Below are 25,667 nucleotides of genomic sequence, written 5' to 3' on the forward strand. Positions count from 1 at the left end.
TGTCGTGCGCGTTTATGTTAAAGCGTCGCCTTGCAATTCAGGAGAGGTAGCATCATGTCTTTAGAAGTGTTTGAGAAACTGGAATCGAAAGTACAGCAGGCGATTGACACCATCACCCTGCTGCAGATGGAAATTGAAGAGCTGAAAGAGAAGAACAACAGCCTGGCGCAGGAAGTTCAGAACGCGCAGCACGGCCGCGAAGAACTGGAGCGCGAAAACAACCAGCTGCGCGAACAGCAGAACGGCTGGCAGGATCGCCTGCAGGCGCTGTTGGGACGTATGGAAGAAGTCTGATTCCCATTGGGATGAACTGAACAGGCCGGGTAAGGCGATGCCGCCGCCCGGCTTTTTTTATGGTTCTCGCTGACTGACATCCAACCATAAAAAGCCCTGGTGTTAGCCTGCTTTACGGTAGTGAATACACCTTTCCCTGGACCGATGCCCATTTGCGAGATGGCGGAAAGGGACGCTGTATCATAAAGAGCATCAACCATAGCGTTAAGGTTTTCATAGACAATTAGGATTTTATAAAGGTTCTGAGGGGTTGCCCAAGGTTTAGACGAGAGTATGATGAAGTTCCTTGGTGTTAGTCTGTAGACTTCCCAACGGACCGCGAATCCCGAGGGACAAAAAAAACCGCCACATTGCTGTTGGCGGTTTTTTTATGGTTCACGCTTACGGTTTTACTACTCGATATCCAGCGGATCTTCGGAAAGGATAATGCCGGTATTATCGGCGTAGAGATGGTCGCCGGAGAAGAAGGTCACGCCGCCGAAATTGACGCGCACGTCGCTTTCGCCGATGCCGTCACCCGCCGCCCCTACCGGTATGGCCGCGATGGCCTGAATTCCGATATCCAGGTCTTCCAGATCGTCCACCTGGCGCACGGAGCCGTATACCACAAGGCCTTCCCATTCATTCTGGACGGCAATGCCGGCCAACTCAGCATCAATCAATGCACGGCGCACGGAACCGCCGCCATCGACCACCAGTACGCGGCCGCGGCCGTTCTGTTCGAGCAGATCGTACAGCAACCCGTTGTCCTCGAAACATTTCACCGTGACGATCTGTCCGCCAAACGACGACCGCCCACCAAAGTTGGAGAACAGCGGTTCAACGACGTTGACATCTTCCTGGTAGATGTCACAAAGCTCGGAGGTATCGTATTTCATAGGTTTAACGCTCAGTTGCTGCGAATGTGTTCAGTATATCGTGCGAAATGCGTTGTTGGCAAAATCATCAATTGTTAATTGATATTTGTCAGCTAACTGAGCGTCTGGCTTAAGACAATCCCGATGACGAACAACAGGTTAGTCAGCAGCGCGCCTTTTACCGTGCGCTCCAGCATCGGCGGCATGGCGGACGGGCTGAGCTCACGCATCACAAAGCGAGCCTGCTTAATCAGCAGCGGCGCGGCAAGCACAAACAGCCAGCCCCACACGCTCTGCAACGAAATCAGGTTAAACAGCGCCAGGCAAACCAGCGCGCCAGTGAGCAGGCAGGCATGATAACGGCGGGCATTGACCGGCCCAAGACGAACCGCCAGAGTATTTTTGCCATTCTCGCGATCGCTGTCGATGTCGCGCAGGTTATTGATGTTGAGCACCGCCGTCGCCAGCAGGCCGCAGGCGGTCGCGGGCAGGAACAGGGCAGGGATCACCGTATGCGCCTGCAGGTACCAGCTTCCCATCACGCTCAGCCAGCCGAAGAAAACCAGTACGGAGATATCACCGAGCCCAATATAACCGTAAGGACGCGTGCCGACGGTGTAGGTAATGGCTGCGATAATGGCCAGTAAACCCAGCACCAGGAAGCCAATGAAATCGCTGGGAGTCTTAGATGCCACCGTCACCAGCGCCAGGCCGGATGCACAGATCAGCACCACGGTGATAATCAGCGCGCGCTTCATCTGCGCCTGGGTAATCACCCCTTTCTGCATTCCGCGCAGTGGCCCTATGCGGTCCGGCTTGTCGCTGCCTTTTACCGCGTCACCGTAGTCGTTGGCGAGATTGGAGAGGATTTGCAGCAGGCCGGCGGTAATCAATGCCAGCGCGGCGACCAGCGGATCAAAATAACCCTGCCACCAGGCAAGGGCGGTGCCGACGATAATCGCGGCAAAGGCCAGAGGAAGTGTTTTAGGGCGCAGACTTTCGAGCCACGCCTGAGTACGGCTGATGTCAGTCATAAGTATTTAGCCAATAAAAATGGGGGCATTAGCCCCCATTAAACGTGATGAGAATCCAGTAACCGCGATTATAGGATAAAACGGCTCAGATCTTCATCTGCCACTAACGCATCCAGATGTTTACTCACATATTCTGCGTCAATGGTAACGGTTTGACCGTTCAGGTCGCTCGCGTCGTAAGAGATATCTTCGACCAGGCGTTCCAGCACGGTATGCAGACGACGCGCACCGATGTTTTCGGTGGTTTCGTTCACCTGCCATGCAGCCTGGGCAATACGTTTGATACCGTCTTCGGTGAACTCGAGGTTCACGCCTTCGGTCGCCATCAGCGCTTTGTACTGTACGGTAGCAGAGGCGTTTGGCTCAGTCAGGATACGTTCGAAATCTTCGGTGGTCAGCGCCTGCAGCTCAACGCGGATAGGCAGACGGCCCTGCAGTTCCGGGATCAGATCCGACGGGCTGGCAACCTGGAAGGCACCTGATGCGATAAACAGGATGTGGTCCGTTTTCACCATGCCGTGCTTGGTGGAGACGGTGCAGCCTTCAACCAGCGGCAGCAGGTCGCGCTGAACGCCTTCGCGGGACACATCCGGGCCGGAGCTGTTGCCGCCGCGCTTACAGATTTTGTCGATCTCGTCGATAAACACGATGCCGTGCTGCTCAACCGCGTCGATAGCGTCCTGCTTCAGCTCTTCCGGATTCACCAGCTTCGCGGCTTCTTCTTCAATCAGCAGCTTCATTGCGTCTTTAATTTTCAGCTTACGCGCTTTCTGCTTCTGGCCGCCCAGGTTCTGGAACATGGACTGCAGCTGGCTGGTCATCTCTTCCATGCCCGGAGGCGCCATGATTTCCACACCCATTGGTGCGGCAGCGAGATCGATCTCAATCTCTTTGTCGTCCAGCTGGCCTTCACGCAGTTTCTTGCGGAACGCCTGACGCGCAGCGGACGGTTCCGCCTGCTGTTCTGCCTGGCCCCAGTTGTTTTTTGCCGGTGGGATCAGCACGTCGAGAATGCGCTCTTCGGCCATCTCTTCCGCGCGATAGCGGTTTTTCTCGATCGCCTGGACGCGCACCATTTTGATCGCCGAGTCGGTCAGATCGCGGATGATGGAGTCCACTTCTTTACCCACGTAGCCCACTTCGGTGAACTTGGTGGCTTCAACTTTGATGAACGGCGCGTTGGCCAGCTTCGCCAGACGACGGGCGATTTCGGTTTTACCGACGCCGGTCGGGCCGATCATCAGAATGTTCTTCGGCGTGACTTCGTGGCGCAGCTCTTCGTCAAGCTGCATACGACGCCAGCGGTTACGCAGGGCGATAGCCACGGAGCGCTTGGCGTTATCCTGGCCGATAATGTGTTTGTTCAGTTCGCTGACAATTTCGCGTGGGGTCATTTCAGACATGGGAGATCCTTACGCTTTGGAGGTCAATTCTTCGATGGTGTGGTTGTGGTTGGTATAGATGCAGATATCACCTGCAATATCCAACGCCTTCACCGCGATATCACGCGCGTTCATGTCGGTATTTTCCAACAGCGCGCGGGCAGCAGCCTGGGCATAAGGGCCGCCAGAGCCGATGGCAATCAGGTCATTTTCCGGCTGAATCACGTCACCGTTACCGGTGATGATAAGCGATGCGGTTTCATCGGCGACCGCCAGCAGCGCTTCGAGCTTGCGCAGCATGCGGTCGGTACGCCAGTCTTTCGCCAGCTCAACGGCAGCTTTCACCAGATGACCCTGGTGCATTTCCAGTTTGCGTTCAAACAGTTCAAACAGCGTGAAGGCATCCGCCGTGCCGCCTGCAAAACCGGCGATCACTTTGTCGTTGTAGAGACGGCGCACTTTCTTCACGTTGCCTTTCATGACGGTATTACCCAGCGTGGCCTGGCCATCACCGGCGATTACCACATGGCCGTTACGGCGTACACTTACTATTGTTGTCACGAGCAGACCCCCTGGTTACAGAATCGGGAAACAGAAGCCCTGAGCCTGTGCTCAGGGCTGAATTAAATGATAGATGGGGGGGATTTCGGGGGTTTCAACCCCCGGAGGCGAGTCGAATGCAGTTTGTGTGGCCGGCGACTTTCAAACGCGAAATGGTGCCATCGGCATTTTCTTTGCCTTTGACCGGACCAATCACCACGCGATTCCAGCCGTTATTGGTGGTAATACGCGAATCAAACCCTTCAAAGGCCAGCTGAGCACGTACCGTTTCCGCCTGCTCGGCACCTTTGAACGAACCGCACTGTACCATCCAGCGGCGCTCATCTTTTTTCTCCGCCGTCTGCTTCGGCGCTTCGGTCTCTTTGGTGACCGGTGCGGCCTGCTGCGTTTTCGGCTGCTGCGCGGTGGTATGCGCTGGCGTCTGGAGCAGATCCTGATACGGCTGAGCCGCCTGTTTCTGCGGCTGCGTTTTCGGCTGCTGTTGGACAGGCTGAGACTGTACCGTACGCGTCTGCTGCTGGTATGGTTGTTCCGTTACCCGCGGCTGCGTTTTAGGCTGCTGCACCGGCTGGGTTTGCGCCCACTGCTGCTGCTGAATCTGCTGTTGTGCCTGACGTCGCTGCAGCGTTTGCTGGCGCTGCGCTGGCGTCTGCTCATTCCACGGTACTTCGTTCAGCTGCGTAGGCTGCTGGCGCATATCGGCCTGCATTTGTGCCAGCAGCTGACGCTGTTCATCCGTCAGCTGATTCGCATTCTGTACTTCACCACCCGCAGAAGGTTCGGTTGGCGCACGTACCCCAGGCTGACGGCTTTCCAGCTCTTTGATATAGCGCCAGCGCTCTTCAGGCTTTGGAGGAAGGCCGTTTCCGGCGACTTTACTGGCCTGAAGCGCCTCAGACTCTTCTTTTTTATGGTGCGTGATAAAGTACAGGCCACCAATAAAGGCGACGACTACAGCCGCAGCAATAGCGACCATTGCTGGCGAGACAGCAGGCAGGTTACGTTGCTTTTTCCTTGAGCTACTCTTTTTGCGTCGCGAAGGTGCCGGCTGGCCGCGACGTACATAATCTCGTTGTGCCACTATCGTTTCGCTGTATTTATTCGTTCGTCAGCCCGCCATGTTACTTAAGCGGCGGGGCTTTGACCAGATAAGGGTATCCGAAAGACGTTTACTTTAAGTCAATGCCTGGGTCGTGCCGCGAACAATCAGTTCGCAGTCCAGCAACCGCGAGCCGCTGCTAACTGTTTGACCGTGAAGCTGATCCAGCAGCAGAAGCATTGCTTCGCGGCCGATTTGATAGCGCGGCTGAGCGACCGTTGAGAGCGGCGGATCGCAAAATTCCGAAAGCGAAATATTATCGAATCCGATGATCGATAAATCTTTTGGTATGCGAAGGCCGCGGCGTTTGGCATACGATAATGCACCCAGCGCCATCACGTCGCTGTGACAAAATACGGCGGTTGGCGGCTCAGGCAGGTCCAGAAGTTTCTCCAGCGCCTGTCCACCCGCAGCGAAGGTAAAATCACCGCGCGCAATGTAGTGCGGATCGACGGTGACGCCGGTACGGCGCAGCGCCTGAACGTAGCCCTGTAAGCGGTAGTGACACAGCGGCATCTCTTCCGGTCCGGCAATACAGCCAATACGCTTATGCCCCAGTTCCTGGAGATAGTTTACGGCGTTGAATGCGGCGGTGAGGTTATCAATGTGGACCGTCGGCAGCTCCAGCTCTGGCGCAAACTCGTTGGCCATGACCATCGGCGGTAAATTACGCTGTTCTTCAATGCTGGCATCAAACGGCAGGCGAGAGCCAAGCAGCAGCATGCCGTCGATCTGCTTGGTGATAATGAGATCGATGAAGGTTTTTTCCTGCTGGTTCTGGTGAGCACAGTCGCCAATCAGCACCAGGTAACCCTGTTCCGCTGCGGTGACTTCAATACCGCGGATAATCTCGCTGAAGAAAGGGTCACAGATGTCCGGTACGATCACCAGGATGGTGCGCGACTCATTGCGTTTGACGTTACGCCCCATCGCCTGTGGGAAATAGCCCACTTCAAGCGCAGCCTGCTCCACCCGGTTACGGGTCGCCTGGGAGACTTTATCCGGGTTCATTAATGCGCGGGATACCGTTGCCGTAGAGACCTGCGCTTTCTGGGCAACGTCTTTCATGGTCGCCGGTGCAACCTCTTTCCTGGACTTCAACGTCTTCTCCTCGCCTGAACACCGAACTTCTGACATCACCATTTTTACAGATAGTTAATGGAATCGGTTACAGAATTTTCATAAAAAGTGTGAGGAGCGTTAAATTTTTCGATCCGTCTTCAGCCTTCGATGGGATCGACGTCCAGTACCCACTTCACTTTTCGCGCTTCGGGCAGGGTGTTAATCAGCACCAGCGCGCTGCTGACGATGTGCTGAAGACGAACGCGAGAGGGGTGCTGGAGCAAAATTTGCCAGCGAAAACGTCCGCCACGCTTTGGTGCGAGTGCCGGCACCGGACCCAAAATCCACAGCTGATTATCCACCAGCGGACTGGCCTGCAGGAGGTTTCTCAGCTGCTGCAGGAAAAGTGGCGCCTGCTGGTTGTTGTGGTCTTCCGCGCGGATGATGACGTGGCTGGTCCACGGCGGCAGCTGCATGGTCTGGCGTTCGGCCAGCGCCTGCTCGGCAAAGGCGTCATAGCCTTTGTGCAGAAGGGTTTGCAGCAGCGGGTGCTCCGGGTGGTGCGTTTGCAATACCACTTCGCCCTGTTTACCAGCACGCCCGGCGCGCCCTGCCACCTGGGTATAAAGCTGAGCGAAGCGCTCGGCTGAGCGGAAATCTGCCGAGAACAGCGCGCCGTCCACGTCCAGCAGGGCGACCAGCGTCACGTCCGGGAAGTGGTGGCCTTTGGCCAGCATTTGGGTGCCGATCAGGATGCGCGCGCCGCCGCGATGCACTTCCGCCAGCTGCTGCTCCAGCGCCCCTTTGCGGCTGGTGGTGTCCCGGTCGATTCGGGACAGGGGCACGTCGGGGAAGAAGGGCGCAAGGGCCTGTTCCAGCTGTTCCGTTCCCAGACCCACCGGCACGATATGCGTGGAACCACATGACGGACACTGGCGCGGCACCGGACGCTGGCTGTCGCAGTGGTGGCAGCGTAAATGCCGCTGGGCCTGGTGGAAGGTATAGTAGTGGTCGCAGCGCGGGCACTCGGCAATCCATCCGCAGTCGTGGCACAGCAGGGCGGGTGCAAATCCGCGACGGTTAAGAAACAGGATCACCTGATTGCCCGCCTGCAAATGCTGGCGCATGCGGGTAATCAATGCAGGCGCAAGCCCGGCCTGGACCTGCTGACCTTTCAGATCCAGTACGTGCTGAATGGCCGGACGGGCATTCCCCGCGCGACGCGTCAGGCGCAGCATATGGTATTTACGCTGGCGCACGTTGTGCAGCGTTTCGAGCGCAGGCGTGGCGGAGCCGAGAATAATAGGAATTTGCTCGCTGTGGGCGCGATAAACAGCCAGATCGCGGGCGTGATAGCGCCAGCCTTCCTGCTGTTTATAGGAGCTGTCGTGTTCTTCGTCGATCACGATAACGCCAAGATTTTTAAACGGCGTAAACAGCGACGAGCGAGTGCCGATCACAATCGCCGCTTCGCCGTTTTTCGCTTTCAGCCAGGCGCTGAGACGTTCGCTGTCGTTCAGGCCGGAGTGCAGCACCTCAACCGGCGCATTAAAGCGTTCGCGAAAGCGGGCGATGGTTTGCGGCGTCAGGCCAATTTCCGGCACCATCACCAGCGCCTGTTTGCCCTGCGCAAGCACGTTTTCCAGCACGCTCAGGTAGACTTCCGTCTTGCCGGAGCCCGTCACGCCCGCCAGCAGCCAGGCGGAGAAATGATCGGAGGCGCTATGAATCGCGCCAACGGCGGTGGCCTGTTCGGTATTCAGACGCAGGCGATCCCCTGAAACGGAGAAACTCTCGCGCCAGTCGTAAAGGGCAGGCGCTTCGCTTGCCAGGTCGCTCAACCCTTTCTTTCTTAATGCCTGTAGCGCCGTTTCGCTGACTTCAAGTTCGTCGATCTGATGCCGCCAGATTTTCCCCTGACGCAGCGCCGCCAGGGCCTGCTGCTGTTTCTGTGAGCGCTTGAGGCTGTTAATGTCGACGGCCTGTCCATCTTCCGTAGCAAACCAGTACCACATCGGCGCATGGCTGGCGCTTTTGCCCTGGCGCAGCATGATGGGCAGGGCGTGGAACAGGACGTCGCCAATGGGGTGATGATAATAATCCGCCGCCCACAGCAGCAGTCGCCAGGTGCTGGTGGAATAAACGGGCTCGCTGTCGAGCACCTCAACCACCGACTTCAGTTCATTGAGCGGCAGTTCGCTTCGATCGCTGACGGAGACAACAATTCCCACGCGCTGCTGTTTGCCAAACGGCACGGTCACGCGACAGCCCGCTTTGGCGCTCATGCTGTCGGGCAGCAGGTAGTCAAAGGTGCGGGGAAGCGGAACGGGAAGGGCAACGTGAGCGACGGGCATCGAATCTTCCTGACTTGAAAAGTGGCGCGTTAGTATACACATTAGTGAAAGCGGCGTGCGGATCAGTTTGCATACGTTGGTCAAATTCTGTATGATTCGCCGCCTTTGGTGTACTTTACGCCAAAGAACTTACAATCAACATCGCGTGGTGTCTGGCGTTAGGGCTGGAAGAGCGACGCGGCCTTAACTGAGGTTCTCCCATGAAAAAAGATATTCACCCGAAATACGAAATGATTACTGCAAACTGTTCTTGCGGTAACTCTATCCAGATCCGCTCTACCGTGGGTCACGATCTGAACCTGGACGTGTGCGGCAAATGCCACCCGTTCTACACTGGTAAGCAGCGTGATGTTGCAACCGGTGGCCGTGTTGACCGCTTCAACAAGCGTTTCAGCATCCCGGGCGCTAAATAAGTTTCCCGAAAAAAAGGCACCGCAAGGTGCCTTTTTTGTATCCGCTTCTCAGTATTCCCACGTCTCCGGGTCAATACCCAGTTCACGCATGATCACCTTCGCCTCTTCCGGGATTTCATCACTGCGTTCTTTACGCAGATCTTCATCGTTCGGCAACGGTTGACCGGTAAACGCATGCAGAAACGCTTCGCACAGCAGCTCGCTGTTGGTTGCGTGGCGCAGGTTGTTCACCTGACGACGCGTACGTTCATCGGTGAGGATCTTCAACACCTTCAGAGGAATAGAAACCGTAATTTTTTTTACTTGTTCACTCTTCTTACCGTGCTCAGCGTATGGGCTGATATATTCGCCGCTCCATTCAGCCATGAGATACCTTTAATCCTCTCAGTCATTTATCTAAAGGTGCAAAACCTGTAACCACTCGTTTTGAACCGCAATCTTGCCTAGTTTACCGTAGAGACGATACCGTGGCACGGATATTGCCGCTGCAGCGTGCACTAAAGCATATAATTTTAACGGCTATTTGCGCATTGCTCAATCTATACGCAAAGAAGTTTAGATGTCCAGATGTATTGACGTCCATACTTTCAATGTTTACTCTGGTGCCTGACTTTTCACCTCATTCGCCAGGAAGCCCTCACCATGACGCGTAAACAGGCCACTATCGCAGTGCGTAGCGGATTAAATGATGACGAGCAGTACGGCTGCGTTGTCCCGCCCATTCATCTTTCCAGTACCTACAACTTCACCGGATTTAATGAACCCCGCGCGCATGATTACTCGCGTCGTGGCAACCCTACGCGTGACGTGACCCAGCGCGCGCTGGCCGAGCTGGAAGGTGGCGCAGGCGCCGTATTAACCAATACGGGGATGTCCGCCATTCACCTGGTGACCACCGTGTTCCTGAAACCAGGTGACCTGCTGGTTGCGCCGCACGATTGCTACGGCGGCAGCTATCGCCTGTTTGATAGCCTGGCAAAACGCGGCTGCTATCGCGTACTGTTTGTCGATCAAAACGATGAACAGGCGCTGAAACAGGCGCTGGCAGAGAAGCCAAAGCTGGTTCTGGTGGAAAGTCCAAGCAATCCATTGTTGCGCGTTGTCGATATTGCGAAAATTTGTCAGCTCGCAAGGGATGCGGGAGCGATAAGTGTAGTGGATAATACGTTCCTCAGTCCGGCCCTTCAGAACCCACTCGCACTGGGTGCCGATCTGGTATTGCATTCATGCACTAAATATCTGAACGGCCATTCTGATGTGGTAGCGGGCGTGGTGATTGCCAAAGATCCCGACGTTGTCACCGAACTGGCATGGTGGGCCAATAATATTGGCGTCACCGCGGGTGCCTTCGACAGCTATCTGCTGTTGCGCGGCATCCGCACGCTGTCGCCGCGCATGGAAGTGGCGCAACGCAATGCCCAGGCGATTGTCGATTTCCTGAAAGACCAGCCGCTGGTGAAGAAGCTCTATCACCCGTCGCTACCGGAAAATCAGGGGCACGAAATTGCCGCGCGCCAGCAGAAAGGGTTTGGCGCGATGTTAAGTTTTGAACTGGACGGTGACGAGCAAACGCTGCGTCGCTTCCTGAGCGGGCTGTCATTGTTTACGCTGGCGGAATCCTTAGGTGGGGTTGAAAGCTTGATCTCCCACGCCGCGACCATGACGCACGCAGGTATGGCACCGGAAGCACGTGCCGCCGCCGGGATTTCTGAGACGCTGCTGCGGATCTCAACCGGTATTGAAGATTCTGAAGATTTAATTGCCGATCTGGAAAATGGCTTCCGGATCGCAGCCAAGGGGTAATCATGAGTGTGATAGCGCAGGCAGGGGCGAAGGGTCGTCAGCTGCACAAGTTTGGTGGTAGTAGTCTTGCTGATGTGAAATGTTACCTGCGTGTCGCAGGGATCATGACGGAATATTCACAGCCGGGTGACATGATGGTTGTCTCGGCGGCGGGCAGCACCACCAACCAGTTGATTAGCTGGCTGAAACTGAGCCAGACCGATCGCCTTTCTGCGCATCAGGTGCAACAGTCCTTACGTCGTTACCAGAGCGAGCTGATTGCTGGCCTGCTGCCTGCGGACGTAGCGGACGGGCTGATCAGTGCCTTTACCCATGACCTTGAGCGTCTGGCCGCCCTGCTGGACAGCGGGATCACCGATGCGGTGTATGCCGAAGTGGTGGGCCACGGTGAAGTGTGGTCCGCGCGCCTGATGGCCGCGGTGCTGCAACACCTGGGCGTGGAGGCGGCCTGGCTCGATGCGCGTGATTTCCTGCGCGCCGAACGCGCCGCGCAGCCGCAGGTGGATGAAGGATTGTCCTATCCGCTGCTGCAACAGCTGCTGGTGCAGCATCCGGGCAAACGTATTGTGGTTACCGGCTTTATCAGCCGCAGCAACGCGGGTGAAACCGTGCTGCTGGGCCGTAACGGCTCCGACTACTCGGCAACGCAAATCGGTGCCCTGGCGGGCGTGTCCCGCGTCACCATCTGGAGCGACGTGGCCGGTGTTTACAGCGCCGACCCGCGTAAAGTGAAAGATGCCTGTCTGCTGCCGCTGCTGCGTCTCGACGAAGCCAGCGAGCTGGCGCGTCTGGCGGCGCCGGTACTGCACGCGCGCACGCTGCAGCCGGTTTCCGGCAGCGATATCGACCTCCAGCTGCGCTGCAGCTACACCCCGGATCAAGGCTCTACCCGTATTGAACGCGTACTGGCGTCCGGCACCGGGGCGCGTATTGTCACCAGCCACGACGACATCTGCCTGATTGAGTTCCAGGTGCCTGCGGGCCAGGACTTCAAACTGGCGCATAAAGAGATCGACCTGGTGTTAAAGCGTGCTCAGGTGCGCCCGCTGGCCGTTGGCGTCCACAATGACCGCCAGCTGCTGCAGTTCTGCTATACCGCTGAAGTGGCGGACAGCGCCCTGAAAATTCTGGATGAAGCGGGCCTGCCGGGCGAGCTTCGCCTGCGTCAGGGGCTGGCGCTGGTGGCGATGGTGGGCGCGGGCGTCACCCGTAACCCGCTGCACTGCCACCGCTTCTGGCAGCAGCTGAAAGGCCAGCCGGTGGAGTTCACCTGGCAGTCGGAAGAGGGCATCAGCCTGGTGGCCGTTCTGCGCAAAGGGCCAACCGAAAGCCTGATTCAGGGTCTGCACACCTCCCTGTTCCGCGCGGAAAAGCGCATCGGCCTGGTGCTGTTTGGTAAAGGCAACATCGGTTCCCGCTGGCTGGAGCTGTTCGCCCGCGAACAGGTCACGCTCTCGGCGCGTACCGGGTTCGAATTCATTCTCGCGGGCGTAGTGGACAGCCGCCGCAGCCTGCTGAACTACGAAGGGCTGGACGCCAGCCGCGCGCTTGCCTTCTTTAATGATGAAGCCGTAGAGCAGGATGAAGAGTCGCTGTTCCTGTGGATGCGCGCGCACCCTTACGATGACCTGGTAGTGCTGGACGTGACCGCCAGCGAACAGCTTGCCGATCAGTACCTTGATTTCGCCAGCCACGGTTTCCACGTCATCAGCGCCAACAAGCTGGCGGGGGCGAGCAGCACCGATAAATACCGTCAGATCCACGACGCGTTTGAAAAAACGGGGCGCCACTGGCTGTATAACGCCACCGTGGGTGCAGGCCTGCCGGTAAACCACACCGTGCGTGACCTGATTGAAAGCGGCGACAGCATTCTGGCGCTGAGCGGTATCTTCTCCGGCACGCTCTCCTGGCTGTTCCTGCAATTTGACGGCACCGTTCCGTTCACCGACCTGGTGGATCAGGCGTGGCAGCAGGGCTTAACGGAACCCGATCCGCGCGTTGATCTCTCCGGTAAAGACGTGATGCGTAAGCTGGTGATCCTGGCGCGTGAAGCCGGTTATGACATCGAACCGGATTCCGTACGCGTCGAATCGCTGGTGCCTGCCGGCTGTGAAGAAGGTTCTGTGGACCATTTCTTTGAAAATGGAGAAGAGCTTAACGAGCAAATGGTGCAGCGTCTGGAAGCGGCGAACGAGATGGGGCTGGTGCTGCGCTATGTGGCGCGTTTCGAGGCCAACGGAAAAGCGCGAGTCGGTGTCGAGGCGGTGCGTCCTGAACATCCGCTGGCGGCGCTGCTGCCGTGCGATAACGTCTTCGCCATCGAAAGCCGCTGGTACCGCGATAACCCGCTGGTGATCCGCGGTCCGGGCGCGGGGCGCGATGTCACCGCCGGGGCCATCCAGTCCGACATCAACCGTCTGGCTAAGCTGCTGTAACATCTGCATTTCCCTCTCCCTGTGGGAGAGGGTTAGGGTGAGGGCATCAGACCGCACTCACCCTCATCTTGAATTTTTCTCATATTCCCTGAGCAAACCTCACCGTTATTGTTGATTATTTCTATTGACGTCCCTCCGCTTTTCCGTCATTTTTACATCTGGACGTCTAAACGTATAGAAGTTCACAACACAACAGACAATGACACGCGATTGATAGAGGTAAGGTATGAGCTTTTTTCACGCCAACCAGCGGGAAGCACTGAATCAGAGCCTGGCCGAAGTAAACGGCCAGATTAACGTCTCTTTTGAATTTTTCCCGCCGCGCACCAGTGAAATGGAGCAAACCCTTTGGAGCTCTATCGATCGTCTCAGCAGCCTGAAACCGAAGTTTGTCTCCGTGACCTACGGTGCGAACTCCGGCGAGCGTGACCGTACGCACAGCATCATTAAAGGCATCAAAGATCGCACCGGTCTCGAAGCGGCCCCGCACCTCACCTGTATCGACGCCACCCGCGACGAGCTGCGCGCCATCGCCCAGGATTACTGGAATAACGGTATCCGTCATATTGTCGCATTGCGCGGTGACCTGCCTCCTGGGAGCGGTAAGCCGGACATGTATGCCGCCGATCTGGTGGGGCTGTTGAAGGGGGTGGCGGACTTTGATATCTCCGTGGCCGCTTATCCTGAAGTGCATCCGGAAGCGAAAAGCGCTCAGGCCGATCTGCTTAACCTCAAGCGTAAGGTGGATGCCGGCGCAAACCGCGCCATTACTCAGTTCTTCTTTGATGTGGAAAGCTATCTGCGCTTCCGTGACCGCTGCGTCTCCGCGGGCATCGACGTTGAAATTATCCCGGGTATTCTGCCGGTCTCTAACTTCAAACAGGCGAAGAAATTTGCTGATATGACCAATGTGCGTATTCCTCTCTGGATGTCTAAAATGTACGAGGGGCTGGACGATGACCCGGAAACACGCAAGCTGGTGGGCGCAAATATCGCGATGGACATGGTGAAGATCTTAAGTCGTGAAGGGGTGAAGGATTTCCACTTCTACACGCTGAACCGTGCTGAGATGAGTTACGCCATATGCCACACGCTCGGCGTTAGACCAGGCGTGTAACAAAAAAGAGCCCTCTTCGGAGGGTTTTTTGATTTATAAGGGTTTTATTTTCCTGCCATATCAGCAATGCTGCCTTTGACGTACAAAACTCATGTATTTTCCATGAGAAATTAAACGGATTTAACTATCGAATCTGTGGGTTATCTCAACTATACCTTATCAACAAGGGCGTATATCGTAACGGTAACACTGTAAAAGGGAGCATAGCGATGAGCACGTCAGACGAAACCAATAAAGCGGCATCAGTCGGCAAATGCCCGTTCCATCAGGGCGGCGTCGATCACAGCGCGGGCGCAGGTACAGGCAGCCGCGACTGGTGGCCAAAACAACTCCGCATCGATCTTCTTAACCAACATTCCAATCGTTCGAACCCGCTGGGTGAAGACTTTGACTACCGCAAAGAATTTAGCAAGCTTGATTACTCCGCGCTGAAAGGCGATCTCAAAGCACTTTTAACCGACTCCCAACCGTGGTGGCCTGCCGACTGGGGCAGCTATGCGGGCCTGTTTATCCGTATGGCCTGGCATGGCGCGGGTACCTATCGCTCCGTTGACGGACGCGGTGGCGCAGGACGCGGTCAACAGCGCTTTGCGCCGCTGAACTCCTGGCCGGATAACGTGAGCCTGGATAAGGCGCGCCGTCTGCTGTGGCCCATCAAGCAAAAATACGGACAAAAAATTTCCTGGGCTGACCTGTTTATCCTCGCGGGTAACGTGGCGCTGGAGAACTCCGGCTTCCGCACCTTTGGTTTTGGCGCCGGGCGTGAAGACGTCTGGGAACCGGATCTGGACGTAAACTGGGGTGATGAAAAAGCCTGGCTGACCCACCGCGATCCGGAAGCGCTGGCGAAGCGTCCTCTGGCCGCCACCGAAATGGGCCTGATCTACGTGAACCCGGAAGGGCCAAACGCCAGCGGTGAACCGCTGTCAGCGGCGGCAGCGATTCGCGCGACCTTCGGCAACATGGGCATGAACGATGAAGAGACCGTGGCGCTGATTGCAGGCGGCCACACCCTCGGCAAGACTCACGGCGCGGGTGAAGCCACCCACGTGGGTACCGACCCGGAAGCCTCACCAATTGAAGCGCAGGGACTGGGCTGGGCGAGCACGCTCGGCACGGGCGTGGGTGCTGATGCCATTACCTCCGGTCTGGAAGTCATCTGGTCACAAACCCCGACGCAGTGGAGCAACTACTTCTTCGAAAACCTGTTCAAATACGAATGGGTGCAGACCCGCAGCCCGGCAGGGGCGATTCAGTTTGAAGCCGTAGATGCACCGGAAATCATGCCCGATCCGTTCGACCCGTCGAAAAAACGCAAACCTACCATGCTGGTCACCGACCTGACGCTGCGTTTTGACCCGGAATTCGAGAAAATTTCCCGCCGCTTCCTGAACGATCCGCAGGCCTTCAACGAAGCCTTCGCGCGTGCCTGGTTCAAGCTGACCCACCGTGATATGGGGCCAAAATCGCGTTACCTTGGCCCGGAAGTGCCGAAAGAAGATCTGATTTGGCAGGACCCGCTGCCGCAGGCGGTGTTCAACCCGTCGAAAGAAGACATTGAAAGCCTGAAGGCGGAAATTGCGGCCTCTGGTCTGTCCGTGAGCGAACTGGTTTCCGTTGCCTGGGCGTCAGCTTCAACCTTCCGCGGTGGCGATAAGCGTGGCGGCGCTAACGGCGCGCGTCTGGCGCTGGCGCCTCAGCGCGACTGGGATGTGAACGCCGCGGCGGTTCGCGCGTTGCCGGCTCTGGAAGCTATTCAGCGCACCACCAACAAAGCCTCACTGGCCGATATCATCGTGCTGGCGGGCGTGGTAGGCGTTGAGCAGGCCGCAAAAGCCGCAGGCGTGTACGTCACCGTACCGTTCGCCCCAGGTCGCGTGGATGCGCGTCAGGATCAGACGGATATCGAGATGTTTAACCTGCTCGAACCGGTTGCCGATGGTTTCCGCAACTACCGTGCGCAGGTGGATGTGTCCACCACGGAGTCACTGCTGATCGACAAAGCCCAGCAGCTGACGCTGACCGCGCCGGAGCTGACGGTGCTGATCGGCGGCCTGCGCGTGCTGGGTGCCAACTTTGATGGCAGCAAGAATGGCGTGTTCACCGACCGCGAGGGCGTGCTGAGCAACGATTTCTTCGTGAACCTGCTGGACATGAACACGCAGTGGAAGGCGACCGACGAATCCAATGAGCTGTTTGCCGGAAGCGATCGCGCCAGCGGTGAAGTGAAATATACCGCCACCCGCGCCGATCTGGTCTTCGGTTCGAATGCCGTTCTGCGCGCGCTGGCAGAGGTTTACGCCAGCGATGATGCGCATGAGAAGTTTGTCCGCGACTTCGTTGCCGCATGGGCGAAGGTGATGGATCTGGACCGGTTTGACCTGCAGTAACCCTTGTGCCGGGTGGCGCTAACGCTTACCCGGCCTACGGGCAAAAAAATCCCCGCTGATGCGGGGATTTTTATTCACGCTATTTACTCCCACTCCTGCAGGAACCGCTGCCCATACTGGTCGGCCACCAGCAGTGCCGCATATACCTGATCCGGCGTTACGCCGCCGGGCATGTTGTGGATGGTTTCTCCTTCCGCACAGGACGCTTCCGCGATCAGACGCATTTTCGCCGGGATATCCTCTTTGATGTTCAGCTGTGCCAGCGTGATCGGCAGCCCAACGCTGTGACAAAGCGCGGCGACGGTCTCTATTTCTTCTACCGGCGCGTTTTCCAGCACCAGCTGCGTCAGGGTACCAAACGCCACTTTTTCGCCGTGATAGAAGTGATGCGCGTCCGGCACCGCCGTCATGCCGTTATGAATAGCGTGTGCCGCCGCCAGACCGCCGCTTTCAAAGCCTACGCCGCTGAGATAGGTGTTGGCTTCGATAATGCGTTCCAGCGCCGGTGTAACCACATGCTGTTCCGCCGCCAGCATGGCTTTTTCACCCTCTTCAACCAGCGTGTTGTAGCACAGCTCGGCCAGCGCAAGTGCTGCCTGCGTACATTTGCCGCCCGCCATGGTGGTCGCACCGCTGCGCGAGCAGGCGCGTGCTTCAAACCACGTCGCCAGCGCATCGCCAATCCCGGCGGCCAGCAGACGCGCAGGCGCACCCGCCACCACTTTGGTATCGACGATAACCATGTTCGGGTTGTGAGGCAGCATCAGGTAGCGATCGAACTCACCGCTGTCGGTGTAAATGACGGAAAGGGCGCTGCATGGCGCATCGGTGGAGGCGATAGTTGGCGCAATAGCGACGGGTACGTCCATGAAATGGGCCAGCGCTTTGGCGGTATCCAGCGTTTTACCGCCGCCAATGCCCAGCACTGCCAGGCAGTCGGCGCTGTCAGCCAGCTTTTTCAGGCGATCGATTTCATTTTGTGAACATTCACCACCAAACGGCGCGATTTCGGCATGCAGTTCGGCTTTTTTAAAACTCTGACGCAGGGTCTCTTCGGCAAAACCCAGCACAAATTTATCGCCGACCACCAGCCAGCGATTGGCCAGGGGTTTCAGGTAGTCGCCGAGACGGGTAAGCACATCAGCGCCCTGGATATATTTCCCCGGCGATTGAATGATACGGTCCATAACAGTTCTCCCTTAGAGGTTGAGGTTACCAAACGCGTTTTTCCAGTCCTGCTCAAACTTCTCTATGGCTGACTCTACCGCTGGCGTGCCGAGCATGTGTTGCGCTACGTCTAAGGGAAGCGTGACTGCCTCGCATCCCGCCAACAGACAGTCCAGCGCCTGACGCGGCGTTTTGAAGCTGGCGGCCAGCACCTTGCTTTCCGGCGCGTGCAGTTCCAGCAGAGACTGCAGCTCCTGCACCATGCGAATGCCGTCACCGCCCTGCGCATCAACGCGGTTTACGTACGGCGCGACATATTTCGCCCCTGCGAGTGCGGCGAGCAAGCCCTGTGCAGCGCTATAAACGGCGGTCCCCAGCGTGGTTATCCCCTCTTTTTTCAACGCCTTGATCGCGGTAAGGCCCTCAGCCGTGACAGGGATTTTCACCACGATGTCCGGTATGGCGTTACTCAAACGTTTGGCTTCCGCCACCATGCCTTCGGCATCGCGGCTCATGGTTTGAGCAAACAGCGTGCCTTCCGGTCCGATGGCTTTTTGCAGACGCGGCAGCACGTCCCAGATGGATTCGCGGCTGGCGGCGATGATGCTCGGGTTGGTGGTGACGCCCGCAATAGGAAAGATGCGCGCCAGACGTTCAACTTCCGCCACGTTGGCGGTATCCAGGTACAGTTCCATTATTTTTCCTTAAGTCAGAAAGGTTGAATAAAGGATACGGCGCACCCAGGCGCGGCGAATACAGGTCAATTTTGCCAAATACTGGACAAATGTAATGTCCTTAGAGAAGTGAGAGAGCGATCACAATGCTACTTTTTGGCGATCAGCTGGCTGTGGTACTGGCGTCGATATTCGGAAGGGGAACGTTCGGTGTGCTTGCGAAAGAGACGGCAAAAGTAGTTGCTGTCCGTAAATCCGCAGCGTGTGGCGATATCTTTAATTTTGAGATCGTAGCCTTTCAGCAGCTGACGCGCATGTTCCAGGCGCGTTTTTGTTAAATATTCATTGAATCCGACGCTGCCGACTTTCTGGAATAGATGGGAAAGGTAGTTTGGTGAGATGTAGAACGCCTGTGCCACGGATTCGCGAGTTAACAAAGAGGCATAATTTTCTTCGATATAGCTCCGAACGGCTTCGAACAGTGCCCGGCTGCGGCTGTCAGTGTGAATTTCACTGCCAAGCAGATCCCGGCAGTGGCTGAGCAGGCTTAAAACTACCAGCCTTGCTGTGTCTTGTTCCTCAGGCTGCATCTGTAATTCGGTGAGCGTTTGCAGAAGAAAAGCCCCCGTTCGCGGACCACGTCGGGCAACCTGGAGTTGTTGTAAGAGCACATTGTCACGCTGTAACTCGATTGTAAGCTGCTGCTTACCGAAATGTATGCTCATGACGTGAGGCGCAGGATGCGTGATTTGTCCAAAAAAAGAAAAAATCGCCTCGCTGGGGGTACCAAGGGTAATACGGAGGCAGGGATATGTGCGGGGATGCTGTTCAGCCAGCGCTGAGAAATGAATCTGACCCAGCGGTAACGTGCGGTTCACCAGGTCAGTCAAAATTTTGGTGATATCGGAATGCATAAGGAGACTACCGAAATTTGCCGGGTGGCGCTAACGCTTACCCGGCCTACTTAACGTAGGCCCGCGCAAGCGCAGCGCCGCCGGGCATAAAGCATTAGCCGGTGTTACGCATACCCGCCGCAACGCCTGCAATCGTCACCATCAGCGCCTGTTCAACGCGCGGATCCGGTTCTTTCCCTTCTTCTTCCGCCAGACGCGAACGGTGCAGCAGCTCTGCCTGCAGGACGTTCAGCGGGTCGGTGTAAATGTTACGCAGCTGAATAGACTCGGCAATCCACGGCAGGTCCGCCATCAGATGTGAGTCGTTGGCGATGTCCAGCACCACTTTGATGTCGCCTTCCAGCAGTTCGCGCAGCTCTTTACCCAGCGCCCACAGTTCAGGTTTCACCAGACGCTGGTCGTAGTATTCCGCCAGCCACAGGTCAGCTTTCGAGAAGACCATCTCCAGCATTCCCAGACGGGTAGAGAAGAATGGCCAGTCGTGGCACATGGTTTCCAGTTCGTTCTGTTTGCCGTCTTCCACCACTTTTTGCAGCGCAGCACCGGCGCCCAGCCAGGCGGGCAGCATCAGGCGGTTCTGCGTCCAGGCAAAGATCCACGGGATCGCGCGCAGAGACTCTACGCCACCGGTTGGGCGACGCTTCGCAGGACGTGAGCCCAGCGGCAGTTTACCCAGCTCCTGCTCAGGGGTGGCTGAGCGGAAGTAAGGGACGAAATCTTTGTTTTCACGCACGTAGCCGCGGTACAGATCGCAGGAGATAGCCGACAGCTCGTCCATGATATGGCACCAGGAGGCTTTCGGCTCCGGCGGTGGCAGCAGGTTGGCTTCCAGGATCGCGCTGGTATAGAGCGACAGGCTGCTGATGGTCACTTCCGGCAGGCCGTATTTGAAACGGATCATCTCGCCTTGCTCGGTGACGCGCAGGCCGCCTTTCAGGCTTCCCGGCGGCTGCGACAGCAGCGCTGCGTGCGCCGGTGCGCCGCCACGGCCAATTGAACCACCGCGTCCGTGGAACAGGGTCAGTTCAATACCGGCTTTCTCGCAGGTTTTGATCAGTGCGTCCTGCGCCTGATATTGCGCCCAGGATGCTGCCATCACGCCCGCATCTTTAGCGGAGTCGGAATAGCCAATCATCACCATCTGCTTACCCTGAATAAAGCCGCGGTACCAGTCGATGTTCAACAGCTGGCTCATCACGTCGTTGGCGTTGTTCAGGTCGTCGAGGGTCTCAAACAGCGGGGCGACCGGCAGGGCGTAGTCGATTCCCGCTTCTTTCAGCAGAAGGTGAACGCCAAGCACGTCGGACGGAGTCTTCGCCATGGAGATCACATAGGCGGCCACCGATCCTTTCGGCGCATCAACGATCGCTTTACAGGTGTTGAGCACTTCGCGGGTTTCGTTGCTTGGCTCCCAGTTGCGAGGCAGCAGAGGGCGCTTCGAGTTCAGCTCGCGGATCAGGAACGCCTGCTTGTCAGCTTCGGACCAGCTTTCATAATCGCCGATGCCGAGATAGCGGGTCAGCTCGCCCAGCGCTTCGGTATGACGGGTACTTTCCTGACGTACGTCGATACGCACCAGCGGCACGCCGAAACACTTCACGCGACGCAGAGTGTCGAGCAGTTCGCCGTTAGCGATGATACCCATCCCGCAGGCCTGCAGTGATTTATAACAGGCGTAAAGCGGCTCCCAGAGCTGTTCGTTCTGGCTGAGCAGGCCTTCTGGTTTTGGCAGGCGCTGGCCTTTCAGGCGCGCTTCCAGCCAGGCCTGAGTGGCCATCAGCTGACCACGCAGTTTTTTCATCAGGAAACGGTACGGCTCGCTGGCGCCTTCTTCGCCGGCTAGCGCGCGCAGTTCCGGCGTTGCTTCAACCATCGACAGCTCGGAGATCAATACCTGAATATCTTTCAGGAACAGATCGGTCGCTTTCCAGCGGCTCAGCAGCAGGACGTGGCGGGTGATTTCCGCGGTCACGTTCGGGTTGCCGTCGCGGTCACCGCCCATCCAGGAGGTGAAGCGCACCGGAACAAAATCAACCGGCAGGCGGTAGCCGAGGTTCTCTTCCAGCTGTTCGTTCAGCTCGCGCAGGTAGTTCGGTACCCCTTCCCACAGGCTGTTTTCCACCACCGCAAAGCCCCATTTGGCTTCGTCGACCGGGCTTGGGCGATGCTTACGAATTTCATCGGTGTGCCAGGACTGGGCAATCAGCTGGCGCAGACGGCGCATCAGCTGGTTGCGTTCGTAGTCGGCAATGTCTTTGTTATCCAGCTGCTTGAGGCAGTTGTTCACTTCCACCATTTTGTGGATCAGGGTGCGACGGGTAATTTCGGTTGGGTGTGCAGTCAGCACCAGCTCCAGCGAAAGCGACTCCACCGCTTTTTTGATGGTGGCCTCGTTGAGGTCTGGCTGGTCTTTCAGTTTACGAAGGGTGCGGGCAATGACTTCCGGGTTGCTGGCCGCTTCGCCGTTTGGCGAAATGCTGTGGTATTGCTCAGCGGTGTTGGCCAGGTTCAGGAACTGGCTGAAGGCGCGTGCAACGGGCAGCAGCTCATCGTTAGAGAGGTTCTGCAAAGTGGTGAGCAGCTCCTGACGACTGGCCTCGTTACCGGCACGGGAAGATTTAGACAGCTTGCGGATGGTTTCAACGCGGTCGAGGATGTTCTCCCCCAACGCATCTTTGATGGTATCTCCAAGCACTTTGCCGAGCATACTGACATTACTACGCAACGCGGAATATTGTTCGTTCATAAAAACCCAGTCACCCCATCATTTTTGTTTATGCCCAGGCGAAAATCTTCTGGACATTATTTTGTCATCTCCCTTTATAAAGCCACGTAAAACCCCCGTCGTCAATTGCTGCGAAAACGGTTCAGCAAACGAATAAATGCGGGCAATTTACGAAATTTAATTCGCATTGCGTCAGATAAGCGATGCTTATGGGAATGTGACGGAGATCGCGGGATTTACTCCCCACACCCTGCCCTCTCCCCAAAGGGGAGAGGGTGTTCAATATTCCCTCTCCCCTTTGGGGAGAGGGTTAGGGTGAGGGGCAGTTTTTAATGCCAGCAGAAGTGATGCACAACCTGGGTAATCAGTTCGCGGGTGGGTTTGATAAAGCGGGTTTCCAGGTACTCATCCGGCTGGTGCGCCTGGTTGATGGAGCCAGGACCAAGAACCAGCGTCGGGCACAGCGTCTGAATAAACGGCGCTTCGGTGCAGTAGTTCACCACGTCGGTTTTCTCACCAAGCAGTTTTTCCACAACTTCAACCAGCTGATGGTCCGGCGGGCATTCATAGCCCGGGATCGGCGGATGCAGTTCGGAGACCGTCAGGCGACCCGGCCAGCGCTCGCTCACCGGGGCCAGCGCCTCATTCAACAGGCCGTCAAGATCGCTCAGGGTCATGCCCGGCAGCGGGCGAATATCCATGTGCAGTTCGCAGCAGGCGCAGATACGGTTGGAGGCATCACCCCCGTGCAGGCTGCCGAGGTTCAGCGTCGGATACGGCACGGTGAACGCCTCGTAGTGATAGCGTTCTTTCAGATCGTCGCGCAGGGTCATGATGCGGCCGATGGCGTCATGCATCAGCTCGATGGCGTTCACGCCGCGCGCCGGATCGCTGGAGTGGCCGGACTGGCCCAGCACGCGCACGGCGGTAGAAATATGGCCTTTGTGCGCGCGGATCGGTTGCAGAGACGTCGGCTCACCGATAATGGCGCAATCCGGGCGAATCGACGTGTTTTCAGAGAAGTAGCGCGCGCCCGCCATGCTGGTCTCTTCATCAGCGGTCGCCAGAATGTAGAGCGGTTTTTTCAGCTTCGTCACGTCCACGTCACGCAACGCGTCGAGGATAAAGGCGAAGAAGCCTTTCATGTCGGCGGTGCCCAGACCGTAGAGCTTGTTGTCGTGCTCGGTCAGGGTGAACGGATCGCGCGTCCAGCGGCCATCGTCAAACGGTACGGTGTCGGTATGACCGGCCAGCAGCAGGCCGCCCGCACCGGTTCCGGTGCTGGCGAGCAGGTTAAATTTGTGGCGAGTGCCGGGGACGGGCTGAACCTCAACGTTAAACCCAAGATCGCTAAACCAACCCGCCAGCAGATTGATTAAAGACTCATTGCTCTGATCCAGCGCTTCTTCCGTTGCGCTGATGGACGGTGTGGCAATCAGGGCGCGGTAGATCTCGATAAATGGCGGTAAGTTCATTTTCATTGTTGACACACCTTAGGTCGTGATAGTATCAATATTCATGCAATAAATGTGAATAAAAATACATTAACGTTGAGCATAAAGGAACCCGATGTTGAATACGCTGATTGTAGGCGCTAGCGGTTATGCGGGCGCAGAGCTTGTAAGCTACGTGAATCGCCATCCACATATGACCATAACCGCTTTGACCGTGTCAGCGCAAAGCAATGATGCAGGAAAGTTAATTTCCGATTTGCATCCGCAGCTTAAGGGCCTGGTCGATCTGCCGCTGCAGCCCATGTCTGACATCAGCGAGTTTACCGACGGCGTCGACGTGGTGTTTTTAGCCACCGCGCATGAGGTCAGCCACGACCTGGCGCCGCAGTTTCTGGCGGCCGGCTGCGTGGTCTTCGACCTCTCCGGCGCGTTCCGCGTTAACGACGGCGCGTTCTACGAAAAATATTATGGTTTCACCCATCAGCACCCTGATCTGCTTGAAAAAGCGGTGTACGGTCTGGCGGAGTGGAGCGCAGATAAACTGAAAGAAGCGGACCTGATTGCCGTTCCGGGCTGCTACCCGACGGCGGCGCAGCTTTCCCTGAAGCCGCTGATCGACGCGGGCCTGCTGGATCTGAACCAGTGGCCGGTGATCAACGCCACCAGCGGCGTGAGCGGTGCAGGGCGTAAGGCGGCAATCTCCAATAGCTTCTGCGAAGTGAGCCTTCAGCCGTATGGCGTGTTTAATCACCGTCATCACCCTGAAATCACGACGCATCTGGGTGCGGACGTCATTTTCACCCCGCATCTGGGCAGCTTCCCGCGTGGGATCCTCGAAACCATCACCTGTCGCCTGAAACCGGGCGTGACCAAAGAGCAGGTGAGCGAGGTCTTCACGCAGGCGTATGCGGATAAACCGCTGGTGCGCCTGTACGACAAAGGCGTGCCGGCGCTGAAAAACGTGGTCGGTCTGCCGTTCTGCGATATCGGCTTTGCCGTTCAGGGTGAGCATCTCATCGTGGTGGCCGCAGAAGATAACTTACTGAAAGGCGCTGCCGCACAGGCAATGCAGTGTGCAAATATTCGTTTCGGTTTCCCGGAAACGCAGGCTCTTATTTAAGGTGTGATGATGAACCCATTAATTATCAAACTCGGTGGTGTACTGCTGGACAGCGAAGAAGCGCTGGAGCGTCTGTTTACCGCGCTGGTGAACTATCGCGAATCACATCAACGTCCGCTGGTGATTGTGCACGGCGGTGGCTGTGTGGTGGATGAGCTGATGAAAGGGCTCAACCTGCCGGTGAAAAAGAAGAACGGCCTGCGCGTGACGCCTGCTGACCAGATTGACATCATTACCGGCGCGCTGGCGGGTACGGCGAACAAAACGCTGCTGGCGTGGGCGAAGAAACACCATATCGCGTCCGTGGGCCTCTATCTGGGCGATGGCGACAGCGTAAAAGTGACCCAGCTCGACGAAGAGCTCGGCCACGTTGGACTGGCGCAGCCAGGTTCGCCTAAGCTGATTAACACGCTGCTGGAAGGCGGTTTCCTGCCGGTGGTGAGCTCCATCGGCGTGACCGAAGAGGGCGAGCTGATGAACGTTAACGCTGACCAGGCGGCGACCGCGCTGGCGGCAACGCTGGGTGCGGACCTGATCCTGCTCTCCGACGTGAGCGGCATTCTGGACGGTAAAGGTCAGCGCATCGCAGAAATGACGGCTGAGAAAGCCGAGCAGCTGATTGCTCAGGGCATTATTACCGACGGCATGATCGTCAAAGTGAACGCCGCGCTGGATGCCGCGCGCACGCTGGGCCGCCCGGTGGATATCGCCTCCTGGCGCCACGCGGAGCAGCTCCCGGCGCTGTTTAACGGCACGCCAATTGGCACGCGTATTTTAGCGTAATCGATTTAATGTTTTGTAGGCCCGGTAAG

At 57.1% G+C, this 25,667-nt stretch carries 21 protein-coding genes; 8 read left to right on the plus strand and 13 right to left on the minus strand.

Annotated features, from left to right (window positions below):
• Positions 1 to 54 precede the first annotated feature (54 nt).
• On the plus strand, positions 55 to 294 hold the full coding sequence (gene zapB / locus ACDO57_RS22370; RefSeq protein WP_010436935.1) for a septal ring assembly protein ZapB: 240 nt from the start codon (positions 55 to 57) through the stop codon (positions 292 to 294).
• A gap of 392 nt (positions 295 to 686) precedes the next feature.
• Here the strand turns inward: zapB and rraA are convergent, their stop codons facing one another.
• From rraA to priA, 7 genes are all read right to left on the minus strand, one after another.
• Entirely contained in the window at positions 687 to 1,172 is a 486-nt protein-coding gene (gene rraA / locus ACDO57_RS22375; protein WP_023309687.1) for a ribonuclease E activity regulator RraA, read from the minus strand.
• Positions 1,173 to 1,264: 92 nt separating this feature from the next.
• Complete coding sequence (gene menA, locus ACDO57_RS22380; RefSeq protein WP_032648463.1) at positions 1,265 to 2,185, minus strand: 1,4-dihydroxy-2-naphthoate polyprenyltransferase; 921 nt, start codon at positions 2,183 to 2,185, stop codon at positions 1,265 to 1,267.
• Between the two features lie 68 nt (positions 2,186 to 2,253).
• On the minus strand, positions 2,254 to 3,588 hold the full coding sequence (gene hslU / locus ACDO57_RS22385) for an HslU--HslV peptidase ATPase subunit (protein WP_023309685.1): 1,335 nt from the start codon (positions 3,586 to 3,588) through the stop codon (positions 2,254 to 2,256).
• A gap of 9 nt (positions 3,589 to 3,597) precedes the next feature.
• The gene (gene hslV / locus ACDO57_RS22390) at positions 3,598 to 4,128 is read right to left on the minus strand and encodes an ATP-dependent protease subunit HslV (RefSeq protein ID WP_008501802.1); all 531 of its coding nucleotides are present in this window, start codon (positions 4,126 to 4,128) and stop codon (positions 3,598 to 3,600) included.
• Positions 4,129 to 4,222: 94 nt separating this feature from the next.
• The gene (gene ftsN / locus ACDO57_RS22395; RefSeq protein ID WP_024909191.1) at positions 4,223 to 5,209 is read right to left on the minus strand and encodes a cell division protein FtsN; all 987 of its coding nucleotides are present in this window, start codon (positions 5,207 to 5,209) and stop codon (positions 4,223 to 4,225) included.
• Positions 5,210 to 5,302: 93 nt separating this feature from the next.
• Positions 5,303 to 6,328: a DNA-binding transcriptional regulator CytR gene (cytR, locus tag ACDO57_RS22400; protein WP_023309683.1), complete on the minus strand. Its 1,026-nt coding sequence runs from the start codon at positions 6,326 to 6,328 to the stop codon at positions 5,303 to 5,305.
• A 119-nt stretch (positions 6,329 to 6,447) separates the two neighbouring features.
• A complete protein-coding gene (gene priA, locus ACDO57_RS22405; RefSeq protein WP_370884603.1) occupies positions 6,448 to 8,643 on the minus strand; it encodes a primosomal protein N' in 2,196 nt (731 codons plus the stop codon).
• 200 nt (positions 8,644 to 8,843) lie between these two features.
• Here priA and rpmE point away from each other — a divergent pair, with 200 nt between their 5' ends.
• Positions 8,844 to 9,056, plus strand: a complete 213-nt coding sequence (gene rpmE / locus ACDO57_RS22410) for a 50S ribosomal protein L31 (RefSeq protein WP_003862040.1) — start codon at positions 8,844 to 8,846, stop codon at positions 9,054 to 9,056.
• A gap of 48 nt (positions 9,057 to 9,104) precedes the next feature.
• On the opposite strand, the gene metJ is transcribed toward rpmE, so the two are convergent.
• Complete coding sequence (metJ, locus tag ACDO57_RS22415; RefSeq protein ID WP_015966498.1) at positions 9,105 to 9,422, minus strand: met regulon transcriptional regulator MetJ; 318 nt, start codon at positions 9,420 to 9,422, stop codon at positions 9,105 to 9,107.
• 276 nt (positions 9,423 to 9,698) lie between these two features.
• On the opposite strand from metJ, the gene metB reads away from it, so the two are divergent.
• From metB to katG, 4 genes are all read left to right on the plus strand, one after another.
• Positions 9,699 to 10,859 (plus strand): cystathionine gamma-synthase, encoded by a 1,161-nt coding sequence (gene metB / locus ACDO57_RS22420; RefSeq protein WP_024909188.1) that lies wholly within the window; start codon positions 9,699 to 9,701, stop codon positions 10,857 to 10,859.
• A 2-nt stretch (positions 10,860 to 10,861) separates the two neighbouring features.
• A complete protein-coding gene (locus tag ACDO57_RS22425; protein ID WP_024909187.1) occupies positions 10,862 to 13,294 on the plus strand; it encodes a bifunctional aspartate kinase/homoserine dehydrogenase II in 2,433 nt (810 codons plus the stop codon).
• Between the two features lie 226 nt (positions 13,295 to 13,520).
• Positions 13,521 to 14,411 (plus strand): methylenetetrahydrofolate reductase, encoded by an 891-nt coding sequence (gene metF / locus ACDO57_RS22430; protein ID WP_024909186.1) that lies wholly within the window; start codon positions 13,521 to 13,523, stop codon positions 14,409 to 14,411.
• Between the two features lie 209 nt (positions 14,412 to 14,620).
• Complete coding sequence (katG, locus tag ACDO57_RS22435) at positions 14,621 to 16,801, plus strand: catalase/peroxidase HPI (RefSeq protein WP_090420868.1); 2,181 nt, start codon at positions 14,621 to 14,623, stop codon at positions 16,799 to 16,801.
• A gap of 83 nt (positions 16,802 to 16,884) precedes the next feature.
• On the opposite strand, the gene ACDO57_RS22440 is transcribed toward katG, so the two are convergent.
• From ACDO57_RS22440 to argE, 5 genes are all read right to left on the minus strand, one after another.
• Positions 16,885 to 17,988 (minus strand): glycerol dehydrogenase, encoded by a 1,104-nt coding sequence (locus ACDO57_RS22440; RefSeq protein WP_008501794.1) that lies wholly within the window; start codon positions 17,986 to 17,988, stop codon positions 16,885 to 16,887.
• Positions 17,989 to 18,000: 12 nt separating this feature from the next.
• Positions 18,001 to 18,663, minus strand: a complete 663-nt coding sequence (fsa, locus tag ACDO57_RS22445; protein WP_090420870.1) for a fructose-6-phosphate aldolase — start codon at positions 18,661 to 18,663, stop codon at positions 18,001 to 18,003.
• Between the two features lie 128 nt (positions 18,664 to 18,791).
• The gene (locus tag ACDO57_RS22450) at positions 18,792 to 19,556 is read right to left on the minus strand and encodes a helix-turn-helix transcriptional regulator (protein ID WP_370884604.1); all 765 of its coding nucleotides are present in this window, start codon (positions 19,554 to 19,556) and stop codon (positions 18,792 to 18,794) included.
• Between the two features lie 94 nt (positions 19,557 to 19,650).
• Positions 19,651 to 22,302: a phosphoenolpyruvate carboxylase gene (gene ppc, locus ACDO57_RS22455; RefSeq protein WP_370884605.1), complete on the minus strand. Its 2,652-nt coding sequence runs from the start codon at positions 22,300 to 22,302 to the stop codon at positions 19,651 to 19,653.
• A 308-nt stretch (positions 22,303 to 22,610) separates the two neighbouring features.
• A complete protein-coding gene (gene argE, locus ACDO57_RS22460) occupies positions 22,611 to 23,762 on the minus strand; it encodes an acetylornithine deacetylase (RefSeq protein ID WP_008501790.1) in 1,152 nt (383 codons plus the stop codon).
• Between the two features lie 88 nt (positions 23,763 to 23,850).
• On the opposite strand from argE, the gene argC reads away from it, so the two are divergent.
• Both argC and argB read left to right on the plus strand, forming a co-directional pair.
• The gene (gene argC / locus ACDO57_RS22465; protein ID WP_024909174.1) at positions 23,851 to 24,855 is read left to right on the plus strand and encodes an N-acetyl-gamma-glutamyl-phosphate reductase; all 1,005 of its coding nucleotides are present in this window, start codon (positions 23,851 to 23,853) and stop codon (positions 24,853 to 24,855) included.
• 6 nt (positions 24,856 to 24,861) lie between these two features.
• Entirely contained in the window at positions 24,862 to 25,638 is a 777-nt protein-coding gene (gene argB, locus ACDO57_RS22470; RefSeq protein ID WP_090420882.1) for an acetylglutamate kinase, read from the plus strand.
• Positions 25,639 to 25,667 lie beyond the last annotated feature (29 nt).

The sequence above is a fragment of the Enterobacter cloacae complex sp. 2015409 genome (assembly GCF_041365315.1).
In the GTDB taxonomy this organism is placed as follows: Bacteria; Pseudomonadota; Gammaproteobacteria; order Enterobacterales; family Enterobacteriaceae; genus Enterobacter; species Enterobacter pseudoroggenkampii.